The 18,328-nt window shown below is 64.7% G+C and carries 16 protein-coding genes and 1 rRNA gene; 5 read left to right on the top strand and 12 right to left on the bottom strand.

Translation table 11 applies throughout. From position 1 onward, the window contains the following. Positions 1-346 (bottom strand): 16S ribosomal RNA (locus A3E77_RS11220); the annotation flags it as partial. Positions 347-795: 449 nt separating this feature from the next. Between A3E77_RS11220 and A3E77_RS11215 the strand changes: the two genes are divergently transcribed. After that, entirely contained in the window at positions 796-2,328 is a 1,533-nt protein-coding gene (locus tag A3E77_RS11215; RefSeq protein ID WP_293645903.1) for a lipopolysaccharide biosynthesis protein, read from the top strand. Here A3E77_RS11215 and A3E77_RS11210 read toward each other — a convergent pair. Further along, entirely contained in the window at positions 2,313-2,738 is a 426-nt protein-coding gene (locus tag A3E77_RS11210; RefSeq protein WP_293645901.1) for a CBS domain-containing protein, read from the bottom strand. The two genes, A3E77_RS11215 and A3E77_RS11210, sit on opposite strands and share 16 nt — an antisense overlap. 125 nt (positions 2,739-2,863) lie before the next feature. Here A3E77_RS11210 and A3E77_RS11205 point away from each other — a divergent pair, with 125 nt between their 5' ends. Together A3E77_RS11205 and A3E77_RS11200 are read left to right on the top strand one after the other, a co-directional pair. Continuing rightward, positions 2,864-3,172, top strand: coding sequence for a hypothetical protein (locus A3E77_RS11205; protein WP_293645899.1), 309 nt, complete (start codon positions 2,864-2,866; stop codon positions 3,170-3,172). Beyond that, the gene (locus tag A3E77_RS11200) at positions 3,162-3,548 is read left to right on the top strand and encodes an acyl-CoA thioesterase (protein WP_293645897.1); all 387 of its coding nucleotides are present in this window, start codon (positions 3,162-3,164) and stop codon (positions 3,546-3,548) included. Before A3E77_RS11205 ends, A3E77_RS11200 begins: the two co-directional genes overlap by 11 nt. Positions 3,549-3,569: 21 nt before the next feature. Here A3E77_RS11200 and A3E77_RS11195 read toward each other — a convergent pair whose 3' ends face one another. The 6 genes from A3E77_RS11195 to hisS all read right to left on the bottom strand — a co-directional run bounded on the left by A3E77_RS11195 (position 3,570) and on the right by hisS (position 11,056). Next, complete coding sequence (locus A3E77_RS11195; RefSeq protein ID WP_293645895.1) at positions 3,570-5,159, bottom strand: DUF4139 domain-containing protein; 1,590 nt, start codon at positions 5,157-5,159, stop codon at positions 3,570-3,572. 10 nt (positions 5,160-5,169) lie between these two features. Then, the gene (locus A3E77_RS11190) at positions 5,170-6,555 is read right to left on the bottom strand and encodes a DUF4139 domain-containing protein (RefSeq protein ID WP_293645893.1); all 1,386 of its coding nucleotides are present in this window, start codon (positions 6,553-6,555) and stop codon (positions 5,170-5,172) included. Between the two features lie 78 nt (positions 6,556-6,633). Then, the gene (locus tag A3E77_RS11185; RefSeq protein ID WP_293645891.1) at positions 6,634-7,530 is read right to left on the bottom strand and encodes a DUF4167 domain-containing protein; all 897 of its coding nucleotides are present in this window, start codon (positions 7,528-7,530) and stop codon (positions 6,634-6,636) included. Positions 7,531-7,769: 239 nt separating this feature from the next. Then, complete coding sequence (gene prmC, locus A3E77_RS11180) at positions 7,770-8,621, bottom strand: peptide chain release factor N(5)-glutamine methyltransferase (protein WP_293645889.1); 852 nt, start codon at positions 8,619-8,621, stop codon at positions 7,770-7,772. Further along, a complete protein-coding gene (gene prfA / locus A3E77_RS11175) occupies positions 8,614-9,681 on the bottom strand; it encodes a peptide chain release factor 1 (protein ID WP_293645887.1) in 1,068 nt (355 codons plus the stop codon). Before prfA ends, prmC begins: the two co-directional genes overlap by 8 nt. A 109-nt stretch (positions 9,682-9,790) precedes the next feature. Continuing rightward, positions 9,791-11,056: a histidine--tRNA ligase gene (hisS, locus tag A3E77_RS11170; protein WP_293645885.1), complete on the bottom strand. Its 1,266-nt coding sequence runs from the start codon at positions 11,054-11,056 to the stop codon at positions 9,791-9,793. A gap of 93 nt (positions 11,057-11,149) precedes the next feature. Here hisS and A3E77_RS11165 point away from each other — a divergent pair, with 93 nt between their 5' ends. Both A3E77_RS11165 and ppa read left to right on the top strand, forming a co-directional pair. Further along, positions 11,150-13,081 (top strand): M61 family metallopeptidase, encoded by a 1,932-nt coding sequence (locus A3E77_RS11165; protein WP_293645883.1) that lies wholly within the window; start codon positions 11,150-11,152, stop codon positions 13,079-13,081. Positions 13,082-13,191: 110 nt separating this feature from the next. Continuing rightward, positions 13,192-13,728 (top strand): inorganic diphosphatase, encoded by a 537-nt coding sequence (gene ppa, locus A3E77_RS11160; protein ID WP_293645881.1) that lies wholly within the window; start codon positions 13,192-13,194, stop codon positions 13,726-13,728. Positions 13,729-13,782: 54 nt separating this feature from the next. On the opposite strand, the gene A3E77_RS11155 is transcribed toward ppa, so the two are convergent. From A3E77_RS11155 to A3E77_RS11140, 4 genes are all read right to left on the bottom strand, one after another. Further along, a complete protein-coding gene (locus A3E77_RS11155) occupies positions 13,783-14,715 on the bottom strand; it encodes a mechanosensitive ion channel family protein (RefSeq protein ID WP_293645879.1) in 933 nt (310 codons plus the stop codon). After that, a complete protein-coding gene (metC, locus tag A3E77_RS11150; RefSeq protein ID WP_293645877.1) occupies positions 14,712-15,980 on the bottom strand; it encodes a cystathionine beta-lyase in 1,269 nt (422 codons plus the stop codon). Before metC ends, A3E77_RS11155 begins: the two co-directional genes overlap by 4 nt. Then, on the bottom strand, positions 15,935-16,777 hold the full coding sequence (gene sseA, locus A3E77_RS11145) for a 3-mercaptopyruvate sulfurtransferase (protein ID WP_293645875.1): 843 nt from the start codon (positions 16,775-16,777) through the stop codon (positions 15,935-15,937). The genes metC and sseA overlap by 46 nt, the downstream gene beginning before the upstream one ends. 183 nt (positions 16,778-16,960) lie before the next feature. Then, positions 16,961-18,319 (bottom strand): hypothetical protein, encoded by a 1,359-nt coding sequence (locus A3E77_RS11140; RefSeq protein WP_293645873.1) that lies wholly within the window; start codon positions 18,317-18,319, stop codon positions 16,961-16,963. Positions 18,320-18,328 lie beyond the last annotated feature (9 nt).

Here is an 18,328-nt window from a genome sequence, read left to right as displayed (position 1 = left end):
CCCATTGTCCAATATTCCCCACTGCTGCCTCCCGTAGGAGTCTGGGCCGTGTCTCAGTCCCAGTGTGGCTGATCATCCTCTCAGACCAGCTAAAGATCGTCGCCTTGGTAGGCTTTTACCCCACCAACTAGCTAATCTTACGCGGGCTCATCCTTGGGCGATAAATCTTTGGACCGAAGTCATTATACGGTATTAGCACAAATTTCTCTGAGTTATTCCGTACCCAAGGGCAGATTCCCACGCGTTACGCACCCGTGCGCCACTAACTCCGAAGAGTTCGTTCGACTTGCATGTGTTAGGCATGCCGCCAGCGTTCGTTCTGAGCCAGGATCAAACTCTCAAGTTTGATGTTCGAGATTGCAAAGGTGGAATATCCCTCGCAAACCCGCTCATTTTAAGGAGCCTGGCCTACACAAGAAGCAACCTCCGAAAAGGCTGCTTCCACGTTATGGAAACGTGTAAGACATGTAGGTCAGGCTTGGCTTTTTATCCTGAGCACCTTGCACCTTAAAGCTGCAAGACCCAGGGCCGCCGCCCACATGTCCCTTCATCGACAATCACAATTTCAAAGAGCTCACCGACAAGAAATGGCGGACAGTTGTCGTTCCCCGCTATTGCTATCGGGGGACATCTGTCCGTATCTGTTGGCGACCGGCTGGTGTGTGGCGTTTGGCGCCGCGCCCCGTCCGGTGAACAGGCCTCTAGGCCCCTCCTCGATTCGCGTCAACAACCTTTTTGCAATTTTGTTTCAAAAGTTGTTCGACGCGCCGGAGAGACCTCGGCCAGAAGGACGAAATGGTGAGCGAAAGCGCGGAATTCAAGGGCATTGGCACGAACGAGGAAAGTGCCGAGGCATTCGGGAGCCGCGTCAGGAGCGCGGTGATCTGGCGTTCGGGCAGCCAGATTCTCGCGCAGATCATCACCTGGGCGTCGACTTTGCTCGTGATTCGACTGCTCGAACCGTCCGATTATGGTCTTTTCGCGATGACTCAGGTCGTGCTGGCCTTCCTCGCCTTCCTCAACGGGTGGGGATTCGCCAGCGCGCTGGTGCAATCCGATTCGATCGACCCATTCCGAATCAGGCAGGCATTCGGGCTGCTGTTGCTGCTCAACGCACTGCTTGCCGCGATCCAGTTCTTCGGCGCGCCGCTCGCCGCGGCCTATTACGGTCAGCCGATGGTGGCCGACCTGCTGCGCGTGCAGGCGCTGCTGTTCCTGGCGACGCCGTTCATCGCCCTGCCCGAAGTGATGATGAGCCGCGCGCTCGATTTCCGGCGCCAGGCGATCGTCAACCTGCTGGCCGCCTTCGCGGGCGCAAGCACCGCGCTCGCCTGTGCGCTCGCGGGCTATGGCGTCTGGACGCTGGTCTATGCGCCGATCGCCATGTTCTGGACGCGCGCGATCGGCCTGACCTTCGTCGCGCGCCTGCTCGTCTGGCCCAGCTTCAACTTCAAGGGCTGCGGCCAGATCATCGGATTCGGATCGGCGGTGCTGTTCAGCCAGCTCTTCTGGCTGGTGCAGAGCCAGTCGGACATTTTCATCGCCGGCGCCCGATTCGACGCCCACGCGCTCGGCCTTTATGCCGAAGCGCTGTTCCTCGCGCAGATATTCATGGCGAAGTTCGTACCGCCGCTGAACGAGGTCGCCTTCCCCGCTTACGCGCGAATCAAGAAAGATGCCGCCGCGGTGCGCTGGTCGTTCCTGAAGACGGTACGCATATTGATGCTCGTCGCCGCGCCTTTCTATTGCGGGCTTGCCGTCGTCGCCGGTCCAATGATCGAAACGCTGTTCGGCGCGAAGTGGCTGGGCATGGTGCCCTATATCCAGCTTATCTCACTCGCGCTGATCCTGATGACGGTGCAGATTCTTTTTGCTCCCGTCACCAACGCGCTCGGCAAGCCGTCGATATCGATGTTCACAGCGATGAGCGGCGCTGTTCTGTTCCCCGTCGCGTTTCTGATGGGCGCACAGTGGGGACTGATCGGCATGGCATGGGCGTGGCTGATCGCAGCGCCATTGTTGTTGCTCGTCACCGCGCGACTTTCGGCGCCGCTGATCGGGGTCAGCTTGTGGGATGTCGCGCGCGCCATGCTCCCCGGCCTCGCCCCCGCTCTGGTCATGGCGATCGGCGTCGGCGCTGCGGCCGTGGCGATCGCGCCGCTCGGCCTCGCCGCGCCGCTGCGACTCGCGGCCCTCGTCGGGTTCGGGGCCACGCTTTACGCGGCGCTGCTGTGGATGCTCGAACGCAACGCGCTCACCGAGGTGATCCGCCTTATCTTACGCCGCCAACCGCCGGTTGCCGACGCGCCGGTTCAGGACGCGATATAATCGCGCATCGCCGCGGCTTCGGCCTCGATCTTGTCGATGCGATATTTGACGAGATCGCCGATCGACACAAATCCGACGAGGCGGCCGCCGTCGACCACCGGGAGGTGCCGAATGCGTCGCTGCGTCATCTGCGACAGCGCCGCGATGACGGCAGTACCCGAATCGCAAGTCACGGGTGTCTTGGTCATCACCTCGTCGAGTTGGCGATCGAGCGCGTCGGGACCATAAGAGGACATCAGCCGGACAAGGTCGCGCTCGGAAAAGATGCCGACGATCGCTTCGCCTTCCATCACCGGTATCGCGCCGATGCGGTGCTGCGCCAGCAGGTCGAGCACCGCGCGGACCGTATCTTCCTTGCGCGCCGAAATGATCGCGCCCGTCCGTCCCTGAAGGATCGCTCCGATCGTCATGCCTGCCGCTCCCCATGTCGATTCTTGATGGGCAAAGCCTATCATGATTCGCGGCAAAGCCGAAACGCCCGGCCGCGCTCCATTGGCGCTTGGCCTTGCCTCGCGGCTGGTCCATGGAAGCGGCCATGGTCAAACGCTCCCCGCTCGACGACGGCAACACATCGAAAGTCGCCTGGGCCCGATATCGCCGTCTGATGAAAGGCATGGCACTGGTGTCGCTGATCGCGGTCGTCGGCGCGCTCGGCTGGCTTCGCTTTACGATGGGCGAGGCGCTGACCATTCACATGATGATCGCAACCGCCGCCGGGGTCGGGCTGTCGGTCCTGCTTGGCGCGGCGTTGATGGGGCTTGTATTCCTGTCGAGCGGCAGCGGCCACGACGAATCGATCGAAGACCCCTTCAAAGACGATCCGGATATGAACCATGACCGATAAGCCAGATTGCCCGCGCGACCCGATCCTGCGAGTCGTCCCCCGCCCCGCCGACATCAACGCCAACGGCCACATCTTTGGCGGCTGGGTGCTGAGCCAGATGGACATTGCGGGCGGCATCGTCGCCGGACGTGAGGCTCAGGGGGCGGTTGCAACGGTTGCGATCGACACGATGGAATTCATCGCGCCGATCCTGCTGCGCGACATCATCTCCATCTATGCGCATATCGAACGGCGCGGCCGTACCTCGATGGGCATCCGGATCGAGGTCGTCGCGACTCGCGATGGCGGCCGCACCGAGGAACGCGTGACCGAAGGATTGTTCACCTTTGTCGCGCTCGACGAAAATCATCGCCCACGCCCCTTGCCGCCCGCTTGACGCCCAGCGGGGCAAAACGAATCAGTCGCCTTTCAATTTCTGGCGGAAGATTTGGGTGAGGCTGTCGTTCGCGCGAACACGGACACGCCAGACCCAGCTCGACCCGCGCCGTTCCCATCCCTCAGGCGCCGGGTCGAGCGCAAAGGGGATCAGCATTTCGACCTCGGCGTCGAATGGCCGGGCGTTGGTCAACAGGACCTGCCACAGGCGATAGTCGGGATTGGGGTCGGGTTGGACCGTGACCTTATATTGGACAGCCGGGCTCGATCCGATGTCATAATCGACCCGTTCGCCCTTGGCCTTGTCGCCGATCCGCGCCTCACCGACGAGCAGTCGGCGGCCGCCAATCGTCTCGAACACCGTCGCCATACCGGCCGGCAGCGCAAGGCCCAGCCCATCCGATTCGCGATTCTGTGCGCGGAGCCGCATCGTCAGCGGCTGTGGACGCCCGTCGCCGAAATTATAGAGGGTCGCTGCATAAAGCTGCTCGACCGCCACCTTGTCCTTCGCCAGCAGCGCAACCTGTTTCTGCCCCTTCGCCGACACATCGACGCGGAACGGGATGCGATAGAATTTGAGGTCGCCCAGATCCTCGGCGGGTGGGGGCGGCGGGGCGGGCGGCGGCGGTGGAGGCGGGGGCGGCGGGGCCATCGCCATTGCGCGCCGGTCACTCCGGTTCGCGGTCACCATGATCTCCTCGGCCATGACCCCGTCATAGCTTTGTTCGATCTCGATGATCGGCGGCAGGTCCCACAGCGGGTGGGTGCTCGTGATGTCCATCGGCCAGCATTTGAGGATGAGCGCGCCCGGCTTGCTGCGCGGCAGCGGCGGGCTGTACATTTTGTTCAGTCGCCCCGCGATCACATTGAGCTGCGCGCCCGGAAAGCTGGTCACCCCGCCGTTGGCGACGGTGATCCAGCCGGTCAGCCCCAGCGTTCTTCCGCCCGAATCGCGGTCGGCGACATAATTCGCAGCCCAGTCGAACCCTTCGGCGAGATAGAGGAGTTGCACTTTTACCGTGCGCGCCGCCTTGCTCTCGACCAGCACCGACAGCGTTGGTTTCGCCGACAGGTCCTTCGGTATGCGGGGGTAGAGCATCCGTTCGGGAAGGCCCGAACAGGCAAGCGCCTCCACCCCCGCCCCGGTCTGGACGATGACCCCGCCGGCCGGTCCCGACTGGATCACCGCTTCCTGTTCGACGACCTTGCCCGTCGCGAGGTTGGTGCGTCGCAAGGTCACGCTGCGCTTCAGATAGGCGTCGACCAGCCCCGCGGGGGACAAGAGCCGCGCATCGCGATTCTTTTCGATCACACCGTCGGGCAATCCGCTGACCACCGCGGTTTCCGGAAGAAGTCCTTCGGCCACGCCCTCGAATCGCAGCACCGACGTCCCGACGGGCAAGGTGACGGTGCGCGTTTCGGTGATGAAGGCGAAGCCCTGGGGCCAGTTTGGATTGATCGCCCCGCTGCCCCGCGACGGCGCGCGATAGACGGTAACGGCGGCATCGTCGATCTTCGCCGATAGCACGACCGGCGGCGCAGCCTGGGCGTGAACCGCCACCGGCGCCAGCAACGCCGAAATCCCGGCCAGCATCAGCCCGGCGCGCGTCATGCGGCGCGCCTCAATACCGGGTGTCGAAGGTAGCGGTCACGTCGACCTTGCCGTTTGCGGGCACCGGAACCGACCATTCGACGCGGTCGGCGGACACCCGCTCACCCTTCAGGCTTTCGTCGGCAATACGGACGTCGCCATAGAGTCCGTCCTGCGCGAGCAGCACCGTGACCGGCGCCGGCCGCGCGTTGCTGACGCTATATTTCATCTTCGTCACCCAGCGCGAATCGCCCTTGCGCGTGCGCGACACGACCGTCGACTGCACCTTGACGTCGAAGGCGTCGCCGGTGCGCAGCGACATCGCCGATCCCATCGGCGTGTGGTCGATGCGATTTTCGCCGATGAACTGCGGATCGCCGCGCGCGTCGCGCATATAGACGCGGATCGTGCCCGCGGGCAGCTGGTCGCCCAGTCCGCCCTGCCGCGACGTCGAAAAGCGCAGCACGCTCGCGGTGCTGACCGGCTCGTTGTTACTGCCGAGCCAGCGATTGACATATTCATAGGTCGAGCGCGCGGGCGCACCCTTCACGTCGAGGAAACTCACCTGCTTCTGCTGCGCATTGGCGATCGTCGTACGCTGGCTGAGCGGATAGAGATAATAATCGCCGAGTCGTTCGCGATCGTTCGATTCGGTTCCCGCCGAATCCATCGCGCCCGTCATCTGGCGAAACCCGCCGCCCCCGCCGGGATTGCCCGCGACCAATAGTGTGCGCGCATTGTTGAAGGTCGTGCCGGTGCTGTTGGTCAGCGTGACCCAGCCCTGGATATCCATCGCGCCCTTCGCGGCGTCGAACAGCGCGACATAATCGGCGGTCCAGCCAAGATTGGGGGTCAGATAGGACAGGCGTGCCGGAACGACGCCCGCATTAGCGGCATCGACGGTCACCGACAGCGTCGGCCGAGCGCGCAGGTTTGGTGGCAAGCGATCGAACACCGCGCGCACGGGGAGGCCGTCGTCGCGCAGCACCTCGATCCGCTCGCCGATCTGGAGCACGATGCCGCCGTTTGCCGCGAGCACCTTGGCGCGCTCGCTGCGTTCGGCGCCGGTCGCAGGGTTGGTGCGGACGAGCGTGATCGACTGGCCGACCGCCTTGTCCATCAGCTTGTCGGGGGTCAGCAGGTCGAAATCGAAATTCTGTTCGACGATGCCGATGCCGGGGCCCGAGAGCGTTACGGTTTCCGGGCGGATGCGCGCCGACACGTCGGGAAATTCGATGCGATTGCGCCCGGCAGCGACGTTGAGTTGGCGGTCGTCCTGAACCAGCGACTGGCCGTTGTTATAGATAGTGACCGCGACATCGCCCTGCGCATTGGCGGGCGCGGTGTCCTGCGCAAGCAGTGAAGATGCGGTGCCACCGACCAGCAGCGGCAAACAGGCCAAAGCCAATACGCGCATAAAAAACCTCCCCGCAGGATCTATCCCGCGGGGAGGCTATGTCATGCGAATCGGAAAAACCAGCGTGAAATCGTCAGCTTATTCGGCCGCTTCGACGTCGGTGCTGCGCGTCGCAAGCGTGCGGCGCGTCCGGCGCGGCTTGGCCGCGGGCGCTTCGCTTTCGGCGTCGCTTTCGGCGCTACGCTCCGTACGCCCGATCGCCGGCGGCAGGACCGCCGTATCGATGCCGGCGTCACCCTTGTCGGTGCTGTCGTCCTGACGCGGACGGCGGGCCGGGCGGCGCGCGGGACGCGGTGCGGGTTCCTGTTCCGCAGCATCTTCGCGTCCGGCAGGGGCTTCGCTGCGATCGTTCCGGTCATCGCGGGCGTCGTCTTCGTCACGGTTGCGCGCGGGACGGCTGCGCGCCGACTGGCGGTTGCCGCGATTGTCGTCGTCGCGATTGCCGCGCGGTTCGCGATTGCCGCGATTGTCGTCGTCACGGTTGCCGCGGTTGTCGCGCGGGGCCCGGTCGTTGCGGTCGTTGCGATCGTTGCGCTCGCCCCGGTCGTCGCCATTGTCGCCGTCGTCGCGGCCGGTATCGCCGTCGATGTCGATGTCGCTGTCGTCATGACCGTCGAAATCTTCGACGCCTCGAATTTCACGGCTGCGATCGTGGCTGCGCTCCTGCCCGTTCTGAGCGTTCTTTTCTTCCTGGCGGGCGCGAAAATCGCTGACGACACGGAAATAGTGATCGGCGAACTGCAGATAATATTCGGTCTGAACCCGGTCGCCCGCAAGCTGCGCGTCGCGCGCCAGGTTGCGATATTTCTCGATCATCTGGGCGCCGTTGCCGCGCGCGCGGCTGTCGATGCGGTTGGCCTGATCGACCCCGCCGCGACCGCCCGATTGCGACCGATTATTATTGTTGTTGTTGCTGTTGTTGTTGCGGCCGCGACGGCGACCGCTTTGCCGGTTGTTCATGTTCAACTGAGACATCCTGTCGAAAAGCTAATAAGCTATGCCAACCCCTTTTGGCCGATCACGCCATATGCGCGTCGCGCCCGCGCCACCCGCGCGGTTCTTGCCCTTTACCGCCTGCACCGGGCCTTGGCCCCGCGCCAGCATCGTAAGTGGGAAGCAGGCCAGCCGGACCAATTACGGCATCCCGGTCGGGCCTGTAAGCCGCCCCTACCGCGCTTTGCGGCGGAAACCAAGAAAATTCTTGCAAGTGGCCGTCAGGCGCGGGTCAGCAAAAGCGCCCGATCGCGGCCGCCGAGATCCTGGCGGCATGCGACAGCAAAGCCGGCCGCTTCGGCAAGCATGGACACCGATATGCGCTGGCGGTGCCCGATTTCAAGGATCACAATCCCGCCCGGCATCAGAAGTCGCGGCAAATCGGGAATGATCCGTCGATAATCGTCGAGGCCGTCCGGGCCGGCAAACAACGCGCCCGTGGGCTCATGCTCGGCGACATCGGGCATCAATGGTTCGGCGATGCCGATATAGGGCGGGTTGCACAGGATCAGGTCGAACCGGGCTTCGACGCCGTCGCCCCAATCGCCCGCCTGAAAGGAAGCGCGATTCGCCATCCCGGTCGCCTCGGCATTGTCGCGCGCATAGGCCAGCGCAATTTCGGACGCATCGATCCCAGTGCCTACCGCGTCAGGAAACTCGCTCAGTGCCGCGAGCAGCAACGTGCCCGGCCCCGTCCCGAGGTCCAGAACCCGCGACGGCCACCCCGCCCCGCGTTCGCGCGCGAGGTCAAGGCACGCCTCGATCAAGGTTTCGCTGTCGGGGCGCGGGATTAGCACCCCCGGCCCCACTTCGATCCGCAGCGTCCAGAAATCGCGGTAACCGACGATATAGGCGATCGGTTCATGCGCCATGCGCCGCCCGATCAGATGCGCGTACATTTCGGGCGCCTCATACCGCGCCGGGTCGAGCAGGACATCCTGCCGCTCGACCCCAAGCGCGTGCGCCATCAGCAATTCGGCGTCGAGCCGCGGGGTTTCGCTGATCCCGGTGAGCAGATTGGCCGCGGTGCGGAGCGACTCGGCCACCCCCGCAAAAATGGGACGATCAGTCACCGAGCCCCGCCAGCCGCTGCGCCTGATCCTCGGCAATCAACGCGTCGATCAACTCGTCCATCGCGCCCTCGATGATTTCGGGCAGGCGGTGGAGCGTCAGGTTGATGCGGTGGTCGGTCACGCGTCCTTGCGGGAAATTATAGGTGCGAATGCGTTCCGACCGGTCGCCCGACCCGACCATCGACTTGCGTGCCGACGCCTCGGCATCGTGGATCTTCGCACGCTCCAGGTCATAGAGCCGCGCGCGCAGCACCTGCATCGCTTTCGCCCGATTCTTGTGCTGGCTGCGCTGATCCTGCTGGATCACCACCAGCCCGCTCGGGATATGCGTGATGCGAATGGCCGAATCGGTCGTGTTGACGTGCTGGCCGCCCGCTCCGCTGGCGCGATAAATGTCGATCTTGAGGTCGCTGTCGTTGATCGCGACATCGACCTCCTCGGCCTCGGGCAGCACCGCGACGGTCGCGGCGCTGGTGTGGATGCGGCCCTGGCTTTCGGTGGCGGGGACGCGTTGGACGCGGTGGACGCCGCTCTCGAATTTCATTTTGGCAAACACGCCCTGCCCCGTCACCGACGCCACGACTTCCTTATAGCCCCCAACCTCGGTCTCGTTTGCCGAAATCACTTCGACCTTCCACCCCTGCCCGTCGGCGTAGCGGCTGTACATGCGCAAGAGGTCTGCCGCGAACAGCGCCGCCTCGTCGCCCCCCGTCCCGGCGCGGATTTCGAGCATCGCGGCGCGTTCGTCGGCGACGTCCTTTGGCAGCAGCTTGATCGCCAGGTCATGTTCGGCGGCAGGCAGCGCCGCCTCGACCGCAGCGATCTCCTCGGCCGCCATCGCCTTCATTTCGGGATCGGCAAGCATGTCGGTCAGCGAGGTGAGCTCGCCACGCAGCCGCACGACTTCGCGCGCCGCGGTGGCGACGGGTTCCAGTTCGGCAAACTCCTTCGACGCCGCGACAAAATCGGCAGGCGCCATATCGCCGGTCGCCATGCGCGCCTGGAGAGCCGCGTGGCGCTCAATGATGGCGTCGATCTGCTTTTCGGAAACGGAGGTCATCTGGTCGTTGTCATTTCAATTCTTCGTCATCCCGGACTCGATCCGGGATCCATGGCCGCCGGTGCCGTCTGGACCCCGGATCAGGTCCGGGGTGACGATGGTTGTGGGGTCAGGCGTTCTGATAGCCCAAACCGTCGAGAATGGTCTTCACTTGCACAAGAACATCATTGGCGTCTGCCGACTGTGTCCGCACGGCAGGAAGGCCGTCGTTCCATCGCACCGACATAAGAACAAGGGCGTTGATCTTGGTCGCCTTGTCATAGCGTTTACGTGGTGAACCGGTGGCGATCATGTCCGTAGACAGTTTACGCTGTCGCAAAGCTGCGGCGATTTTTTGCGCGGCAGGGATGGCGAGATCATCCTCGACCGCCATGATGACATTCAGCAGCTCATCCTTCGGCTCATCCACCAACATCGCCAGCCGCTCGATCCCAGCCGCCCAGCCGACCGCTGCGGTCGGCGGGCCGCCCAGTGCTTCGATCAGCCCATCATAGCGCCCGCCGCCGAGCACCGTGCCCTGCGCGCCCAGCCGGTCGGTGACGAACTCGAACGCGGTGTGGCGATAATAGTCGAGCCCGCGCACCAGCCGCGCGTTGCGTTCCCATGCGACGGCCGCTGCATCCAGCCCCGCGGTCACCGACCCGAAGAAATCCTGCGCTTCGCCAGTCAGATAGGCGTCGATGTCGGGCGCGCTATCGGCGATCGGGCGGTCGCGTGGGTCTTTGCTGTCCAAAATCCGCAACGGATTCTTGTCGAGCCGCGCCAAGCTGTCCTCCGACAGATCGCCGCGATGGCTTTCAAAATGCTCCACCAGCGCCGCGCGCCAGGCATCGCGGCTCGCCGCATCGCCCAGCGTGTTAAGCGTCAAGGTCACCCCGTCGGAGATCCCCAACTCCTTCAAAAGCTGATCGGCGAACACCAGCAGTTCGGCATCCGCCAGCGGGCTGTCGCTCCCCAGCACTTCGGCGTCGAGTTGATGAAACTGGCGATATCGCCCTTTCTGCGGCCGCTCGTAACGGAACAAAGGCCCGTGCGTCGCAACCTTCAGCGGCGCGAACTGCTGCCAGCCATTGGTGATATAGGCGCGCGCGATGCCCGCGGTAAATTCGGGGCGCAGCGTGATCGATTCGCCGCCGCGATCGTCGAACGAATACATTTCCTTCGACACGACGTCGGTCGTCTCGCCCAGCGAGCGCGCAAACACCGCGGTTGGTTCGATCACCGGCACTTCGATTCGCTTGTAGCCATAAAGGCGCCGCACGCGCTCGAACGTCTCGACAACATGCCCAAAGCGGTCGGCGAAATCGCCAAGCATGTCCTGGGTGCCGCGCACGGCCTGCGGCGTCGGGATCTTCGCGGATTTATCCTTGCTCATGCGCCGCGCGTCTAATGCTTTTTGGTCGAAAGGCAAAGTCGCTTGCAGAGCGGCGACTGGACGTTGCGGCCATTTGGCGGCAGATGGTGCGCCATGAAAAAAGCACTCTTGGTCGCAGCGTCGCTGATCACCCTTTCCGTCGCCCCTGCCGTATATGCCCAGGACGGCAACAGCCGCCCACAGCCGGTGGTCCAGCCGCTGACCATCCCGCTGCCCGCCGACAAGCCCTATCCGGGCGTCATGCAGTTGAAGGTCGATGCGACCGACGTCGCGCGCGGCATCTTTCATGTCCGCCAGACGATCCCCGTCGCCAAATCGGGCAAGCTGACGCTCCTCTATCCCGAATGGTTGCCCGGCAAGCATGCCCCGCGCGGCGCGATCGCCGAAATGGCGGGGTTCCGAGCCAGCGCGGGCGGCAAGCCGCTGACCTGGACGCGCCAGCCAACCGACGTCTACGCCTTTGACGTCGACGTGCCGGCGGGCACCAAAAGCATTGATGTCACCTTCGACTTCCTGTCGCCGACGCGAACCAGCGAAGGCCGCGTCGTTGTCACCCCGTCGATGATGAACCTGCAATGGGAACAAGTCAGCCTTTACCCCGCGGGCTATTTTACCCGCGGCATCGCGGTGCAGCTGGAGGTCACGCTGCCTGACGGCTGGACCGGCGCGTCGGCGCTCGACGGGCTGAAGGTGTCGGGCAATCGCTACAGCTATGCACCGACCAATTATGAGGTGCTCGTCGACAGCCCGATGTTCGCCGGCCGATATTTCCGCAAATGGGATCTCGGCAACAAGGTGACGCTCAATGTCGTGGCCGACGAACCCAAATATCTCGAAGCCAGCCCCGACCATATCGCCCGACACGCGGCGCTGGTATCCGAAGCGGTTGCCTTGTTCGGGGTGCGCCATTTCGATCGTTATGAATTCCTGCTCGCGCTCACCGACGAACTCGGCGGCATCGGGCTGGAACATCATCGGTCGAGCGAGAACAGCCGCAACCCCGACTATTTCACCAAATGGAACGACAATGACTGGGAACGCGGGCTTCTCCCGCACGAACTCGTCCACAGCTGGAACGGCAAATACCGCCGTCCCGACAAGCTGTGGACCCCCGACTTTCGTACCCCGATGCAGGACAATTTGCTGTGGGTTTACGAAGGCCAGACGAGTTTCTGGGACTTGGTCCTCGCCGGCCGGTCGGGCATGCAGTCGAAGGAGATGATCCTGGCCGAATGGGCGACCAACGCGGGCAATTACAGCGTCCAGCCGGGGCGGACCTGGCGTTCGGTCGAGGATACGACGCTTGATCCCGTGATCGCGGCACGCAAGCCCAAGCCTTTCGCGAGTTGGTCGCGTAGCGAGGACTATTACAACGAAGGGTCGCTGATGTGGCTCGAGGCAGACATGTTGATCCGCCAGGGCACGAACAACGCCAAGAGTCTCGACAATTTCGCGCGCGCCTTTTTCGGCGGGCGCGAAGGCGATTTTGGGCAGGACAGCTATGGTTTCGACGATGTCGCCCAGGCACTGAACGCTGTCTATCCCCATGACTGGGCCAGCTTCCTCCGCGCGCGGATGCAGGCGAGCGGGCAGCCGGCACCCACCGGCGGGATCGAACGCGCGGGTTACCGGCTCGTTTGGCGCGATGCGCCCAACGTCTTTGACCGCGACCGCATGGCGCAGGCGAAAAACGCCGACCTGACCCATTCGCTGGGGATGACGGTCGACAAGGATGGCGTTGCGACCGGCATCCTGTGGGACGGCCCGGCGTTCAAGGCCGACATCGTCAACGGCACGAAGATCATCGCAGTCGAAGGGCTGAGTTACAGCCGCGAGCGGCTGGAAAGCGCGATTCGCGCCGCCACCGACGGCAAGACCCCGGTGCGCCTGCTCGTCGAGCGCGGGGGTCGCTACCGCCAGATCGAGATTGCCTATCATGGCGGGCTGCGCTGGCCGCACCTCGAAAAGACAGCAAGCGGTCCCGATTGGTTCGACCGGCTCCTGACGCCGCGCCGCGCGCTCTAGTCCCCCGTCCCGCAGGCCAGCGGCGGATATAAGGTCGCGCGACACCCTCGACTTTAGGCACTTTCCGGCGCTAAAGGCGCGCGCGATTCAAAAACACAAAAGGATCTCCCATGCGTATCGACCTGATTCCCGCCGGCGACAGTCCGCCCGACAGCCTGAATGTCCTGATCGAAGTGCCGATCGGCGGCGAGCCGGTGAAATATGAATTCGACAAGGCATCGGGCGCATTGTTCGTCGACCGTTTCCTGCACACCCCGATGCGCTATCCCGCCAATTACGGCTTCGTTCCGCACACGCTGGGCGAAGACGGTGATCCGCTCGACGCGCTCGTTGTCGCGCGCTCGCCGATCGTCGCGGGCGCGGTGGTGAAGTGCCGCCCGATCGGTGTGCTATTGATGGAAGACGACGCCGGCGGCGACGAGAAGCTGCTCTGCGTGCCCGTCAACAAGACCTTCCCCTATTATGCCGATGTCGCGAGCTACACCGACATGCCGCCGATCGTGCTCCAGCAAATCGAGCATTTCTTCACCCACTATAAGGATCTCGAACCCGGCAAATGGGCGAAGCTCAACGGCTGGGGCGACGTCAACGAAGCGAAGCGCATCATCGTCGAATGCGTCGAGCGCGCGAAACAAGCCGAAATTTAGGCCCATCCCCGCCCATATTGTCATCCCGGCCTTCGCCGGGATGACAAATGGCAATTAATTCGGCTCTTTTCCGTCGTCCGGTGCCCCGACAATCCGGACATCCTGGCGCGGATAGGGAATGCGGATTCCCGCTTCCTTGAAACGATCCCATATCCCCAGGAACACCTCGCCCTGGATGTTGCCAAGCCCCGCTTCGGGGTCTGAAATCCAGTATCGCATCTCATGTTCGACCGCGCGTTCGCCGAATGCCGTGATCCACACGGCCGGTTCGGGTTCGTCGAGGATGCGGGGATTTTCCTTCGCGGTTTCGATCATCAGCCGCTGCGCAAGACGCAGGTCGCAGTCATAAGCGACCGGAACGCGCATCCGCACGCGCACCTCGGGGCTCGCATAGCTCCAGTTTTCGACCGGCTGGGTCATCAGCAGTTCGTTCGGGATCAGATGCTTCCGGCCGTCGCGCGTGATGACATTGACCGCGCGCACCCCGATCTTTGCGACGCGCCCGACATTGGGCACCCCGCCCGGCAGTGCCGTCCCGCCCATCGAACTGCCGTCGCCGACGACGATGATGTCGCCTGGCTTGATCGAGCGATCCATCAGCAGGATGATCCCCGCAATCAGATTGCCGACGGTTTTCTGGAGCCCGAAGCCAATGGCAAGGCCCGCCGCGCCCGAAAAGACCGCCAGCGCGGTAAGGTCGATGCCGAGCAGGTCGATACCGAACAGCATCGCAAAGACGAACAGCGCGATCGCGAGCAGTTTTTCAGCGAGCAGCCGCTGCGTCGCGTCGATCTGGGTGTTGCGGCGCAGCAGCCATTTGAGCGCGCGCAGGATCAGGCGCACCGACAGATACAGCAGCACCGCGACAATGATGGTGGAGAAGAGCCCATAGAGCGACAGGCGGTATGAGCCGACGTCGATCCCGATCGCTTTCAGCACCTCGATCGTGCGGGTGACACCGTCGGGCAACGCGTCCACGCCGATCATCCCGCCATCGCGGCGAGGCCGCGTTCGAGATCGGCGATCAGGTCGGCCGGGTCCTCCAGGCCGATCGACAGCCGGACCAGCGGGTCCGGTTCGGTCCACGCGGACGCGGTGCGGATCGATGCCGGATCGCTCGGCACGACAAGGCTTTCAAAACCGCCCCAGCTGAATCCGATCCCGAAATGGGTCAGCGAATCAATGAAGCGCGCCCGCGCCGCCTCGTCGACGCCTTTGAGGGTGAAGCCGAACAACCCGCTGGCACCCGCGAAATCGCGCGACCAGATCGCGTGACCCGGATCGCCGGGCCGCGCGGGATGGAGCACGCGCCCGACTTCGGGCCGCGCGGCCAGCCAGTTCGCGACCGTCAGACCGCTCGCACCGTGGCGCTGCATTCGCACATCGAGCGTGCGCAGCCCGCGCAGCATCAGCGCACAATCGTCGGGGGATACCGCCTGCCCGAGTTGGTAGCTCGCGCTGCGAAGTCGCGGCCACACCGCCTTCGTCGCGGTCAGCGAACCCATCATCGCGTCGCTGTGCCCGCCGACATATTTGGTGAGGCTCATCATCGTCACATCGACGCCATGCGCGAGCGCAGGGAACAGCAGCGGTGTCGCCCAGGTGTTGTCGAGCATCGTCAGCACGCCGCGCGCGCGCGCGATAGCGGTGATCGCGGGAATGTCCTGGACCTCGAAGGTCAGGCTTCCCGGCGACTCCAGAAAGACCAGCTTCGTTTCGGGCCTGAACAGCCCGGCAATCCCGGCGCCAACAAGCGGGTCATAATAAGTCGTCTCGACGCCGAGCCGGGCAAGCATGCCGTTGCAGAAGGCGCGCGTCGGTTCATAGGCGCTGTCGACCATCAACAGATGATCGCCGGGCGACAACAGCGCCAGCAGCCCCGCGGAATTGGCCGCCACGCCCGAGGGATACAGCAACGTGCCTTCGGCGCCGGGTTCCATCCCGGTCAACGCGTCGGCGAGCGCCCAGACGGTCGGGGTTCCCCGACGGCCGTAATAAAGCTTGTCATGCGTCGCGTGGCCGCGCGCCTTCAGGTCGGCGACATTATCGTAAAGGATTGTCGAGGCGCGCCAGACCGGCGGATTGACGACCCCGCCGCCAAGGCGCGGGTCGCCCGTCCATTCCGGCCGCCGGCCGCCCTGCACGAGCTTCGTTGCAGGGCGACGACTGTCGCCGTCCCGATCTCTCGAACCGGCCACCGCGCGCGTCAGGCCGCGCCCGTCGCCTTGGGCGTCGCCGGGTCGGCGCCCCATTCGGTCCAGCTGCCGTCATAAACCGCGACATCTTCCTTGCCGAGCAAATGCGCGCCGAACGCAACGACCGTCGCGGTCATGCCGCTGCCGCAGGTCGCGACGAGCGGCTTGTCGAGATCGACGCCCGCAGCGTCGAAAGCAGCCTTCAGATCGTCGCCCCGTTTCCAGGTGCCGTCGGCGTTGAACAATTGGCCGTGCGGCAGGCTGCGCGAGGCCGGGATATGGCCGGGAGCAAGACCCGGACGCGGATCGCGTTCCTCGCCGGTGAAGCGCGCGGCGGGGCGAGCATCGACCACCTGTTCGGCACCGCTGTCGACGTTCGCGAGCATCTCGTCCTTGGTGCGCACCGCCTTGGCATCGCGCCACACGGTAAAGTGGCGGTGACGCAGTGTCTGCTTCCCCATTTCCAGCGCGCGGCCTTCCGCCTTCCACTTGGCAAGGCCGCCGTCGAGCAACGCGACGTCATGCGCGCCGAACAGCTTGAGCAACCACCAGGCGCGCGCCGCGCTCTTCAGTGGGCTGTCGTCGTAGAGCACGATCCGGCTGCCGTCGCCAAGGCCGAGCGACTGCATGCGGCTCGCGAATTTTTCGGCCTGCGGCGCCATATTTTCGACCGCATTCGACGGATCGGTCAGTTCGGCCAGGTCCATGAACACCGCGCCGGGAATATGCCCAGCCTCATATTCGGCGCGCGCATCGCGGCCCTCGTCGGCAAGGAGTTTCGTCGCATCGACGACCCGCAGGTCCGATGCCCCCAGTTCGCGTTCCAGCCAGTCGGTTGAGACCAAGGCGTCCATGTCATGCTCCTGTTGCGGCCGGTCGGGAACGTCTTTTGCCTGTCCCTATCCCGGCCATCCTGCTGTGGCTTCTTTCCGGGGATAGTCAGCCTATGCCCCGCCCTACGCTTTTTCAAGCGCGGTGGAGATGTGCCCCAGCCGATGCTGCACCGCAACAATAAATCGGTGTCTTTTTGGGGCAGCTTATTGCGCGCGCTTGATCGCCGTCGCGCGCGCGCCGGGGCGATCGACGGCATAGGCCAAGCGATCGAGCGGCAGCGGCGCGAGTTTTTCGCTGCCACTTGCGCCCTGTTCGCGGCCAAGGACGAAACTGCCGGCATTCTGGCCGAACGCGTCCCCGTCGCCATCCCAATGATAGGTGACGTCGAACGCGATGACGGGCACCAGCATAGGCTTGCCCCCGATCATCAGCGGCTCGATCGCCGCGCGCGGCAGCATGACTTCGGTCGATAATTCTTCGCCCGCGCCGGGTGCAAGCACCATGTCGTCGCGCAGGACGCTGCCACCTGCGCCGTCGAAAAAGCGACTCAGCACCGGCTCGGGCATGGCCGATCCCTGGTTCAGCGCGATGCGCACCATCAGGCCGGTTGCCGCCACCGTTCCTTGGTTGAGCAGGTTGAGCGCAAAGCCGACCGCAACATGATCGGCGGCAAAGCGGATGCTGCGAATATGGAGCGCCATGCTGATCACCGCGCGCTTCTCGCCGGCCGGGCGGGTGACGAGCGGCGAAGCGGCGCGCGCTTCGGATGGAACCGTCGGCGGCGGCAAGGGCTGCGGCGCCGCTGGACGGGGCGCTGCCGGACGGGAAGCGGGCGGCACCGTCGGCGGTGCCGCGGCGGCGCGCGGCGGCGGAGGCGTCGCGGTGGGACGGGGGGTGACGGCGCGCGGGACATCCTGAACTTCGTCGATCGGCGGGCCGGCCAAGGCGGCCCGGCGGCGCCAGTACCAATATCCGGCGCCGAGCGCAGCCAGCAGCGCGAGTAGCCAGGCCCAGAGCGGGGTGCCCGACGACGGCGAGGTCGGCCCGGCGGCAACCGGCGCCTTATCGGCGGCGATGGGCCTCTCGCTGGTCGTGCCCGGCGCCGTGGGCGTGGCGGGGGTCGTCGCCTCAAGCGGCGGCAGGGTCGGGTTGTCGGTCGCATCGGACGGCGCCGACGGCGCAGGGACCGATGGCACCGGCCGCGGCGTCGCAGGCGTGTCACGCTGCGTCGCGGTGGGTGCGGGAGTCGTTACGGTCGCGGGTTGGGTCGGGATCACGCGCGGCGGAGTTGCGGGCTGCACCGGCGTCGGGGCGGGGGTCGGGGCCGGCGTCGGCTGGCCGCGGCGCTCGCCGGGCGCGACCGGCGGCAGGCCATTGTCCGAAGGACCCTGCACGCCCGGCGTCCGGTTATCGTCTTCGGCGGGCGGCAAGCGGAAATCGAGCGGACGCGACGTTGTCGTTTCCTGTGAGAAGGCGGGCACCACGCCCGCCAACAAAAGCGCGAGCGCGATCAGCGGCGGCGATGCCGCCCTGCCTGCTTGCCCCATCTTCCTATTGATCATTCTGTTTCC

Origin of the sequence: Sphingopyxis sp. RIFCSPHIGHO2_12_FULL_65_19 (genome assembly GCF_001830555.1) — a bacterium.
In the GTDB taxonomy this organism is placed as follows: Bacteria; Pseudomonadota; Alphaproteobacteria; order Sphingomonadales; family Sphingomonadaceae; genus Sphingopyxis.
This window is presented reverse-complemented; position numbering and strand designations above follow the sequence as displayed.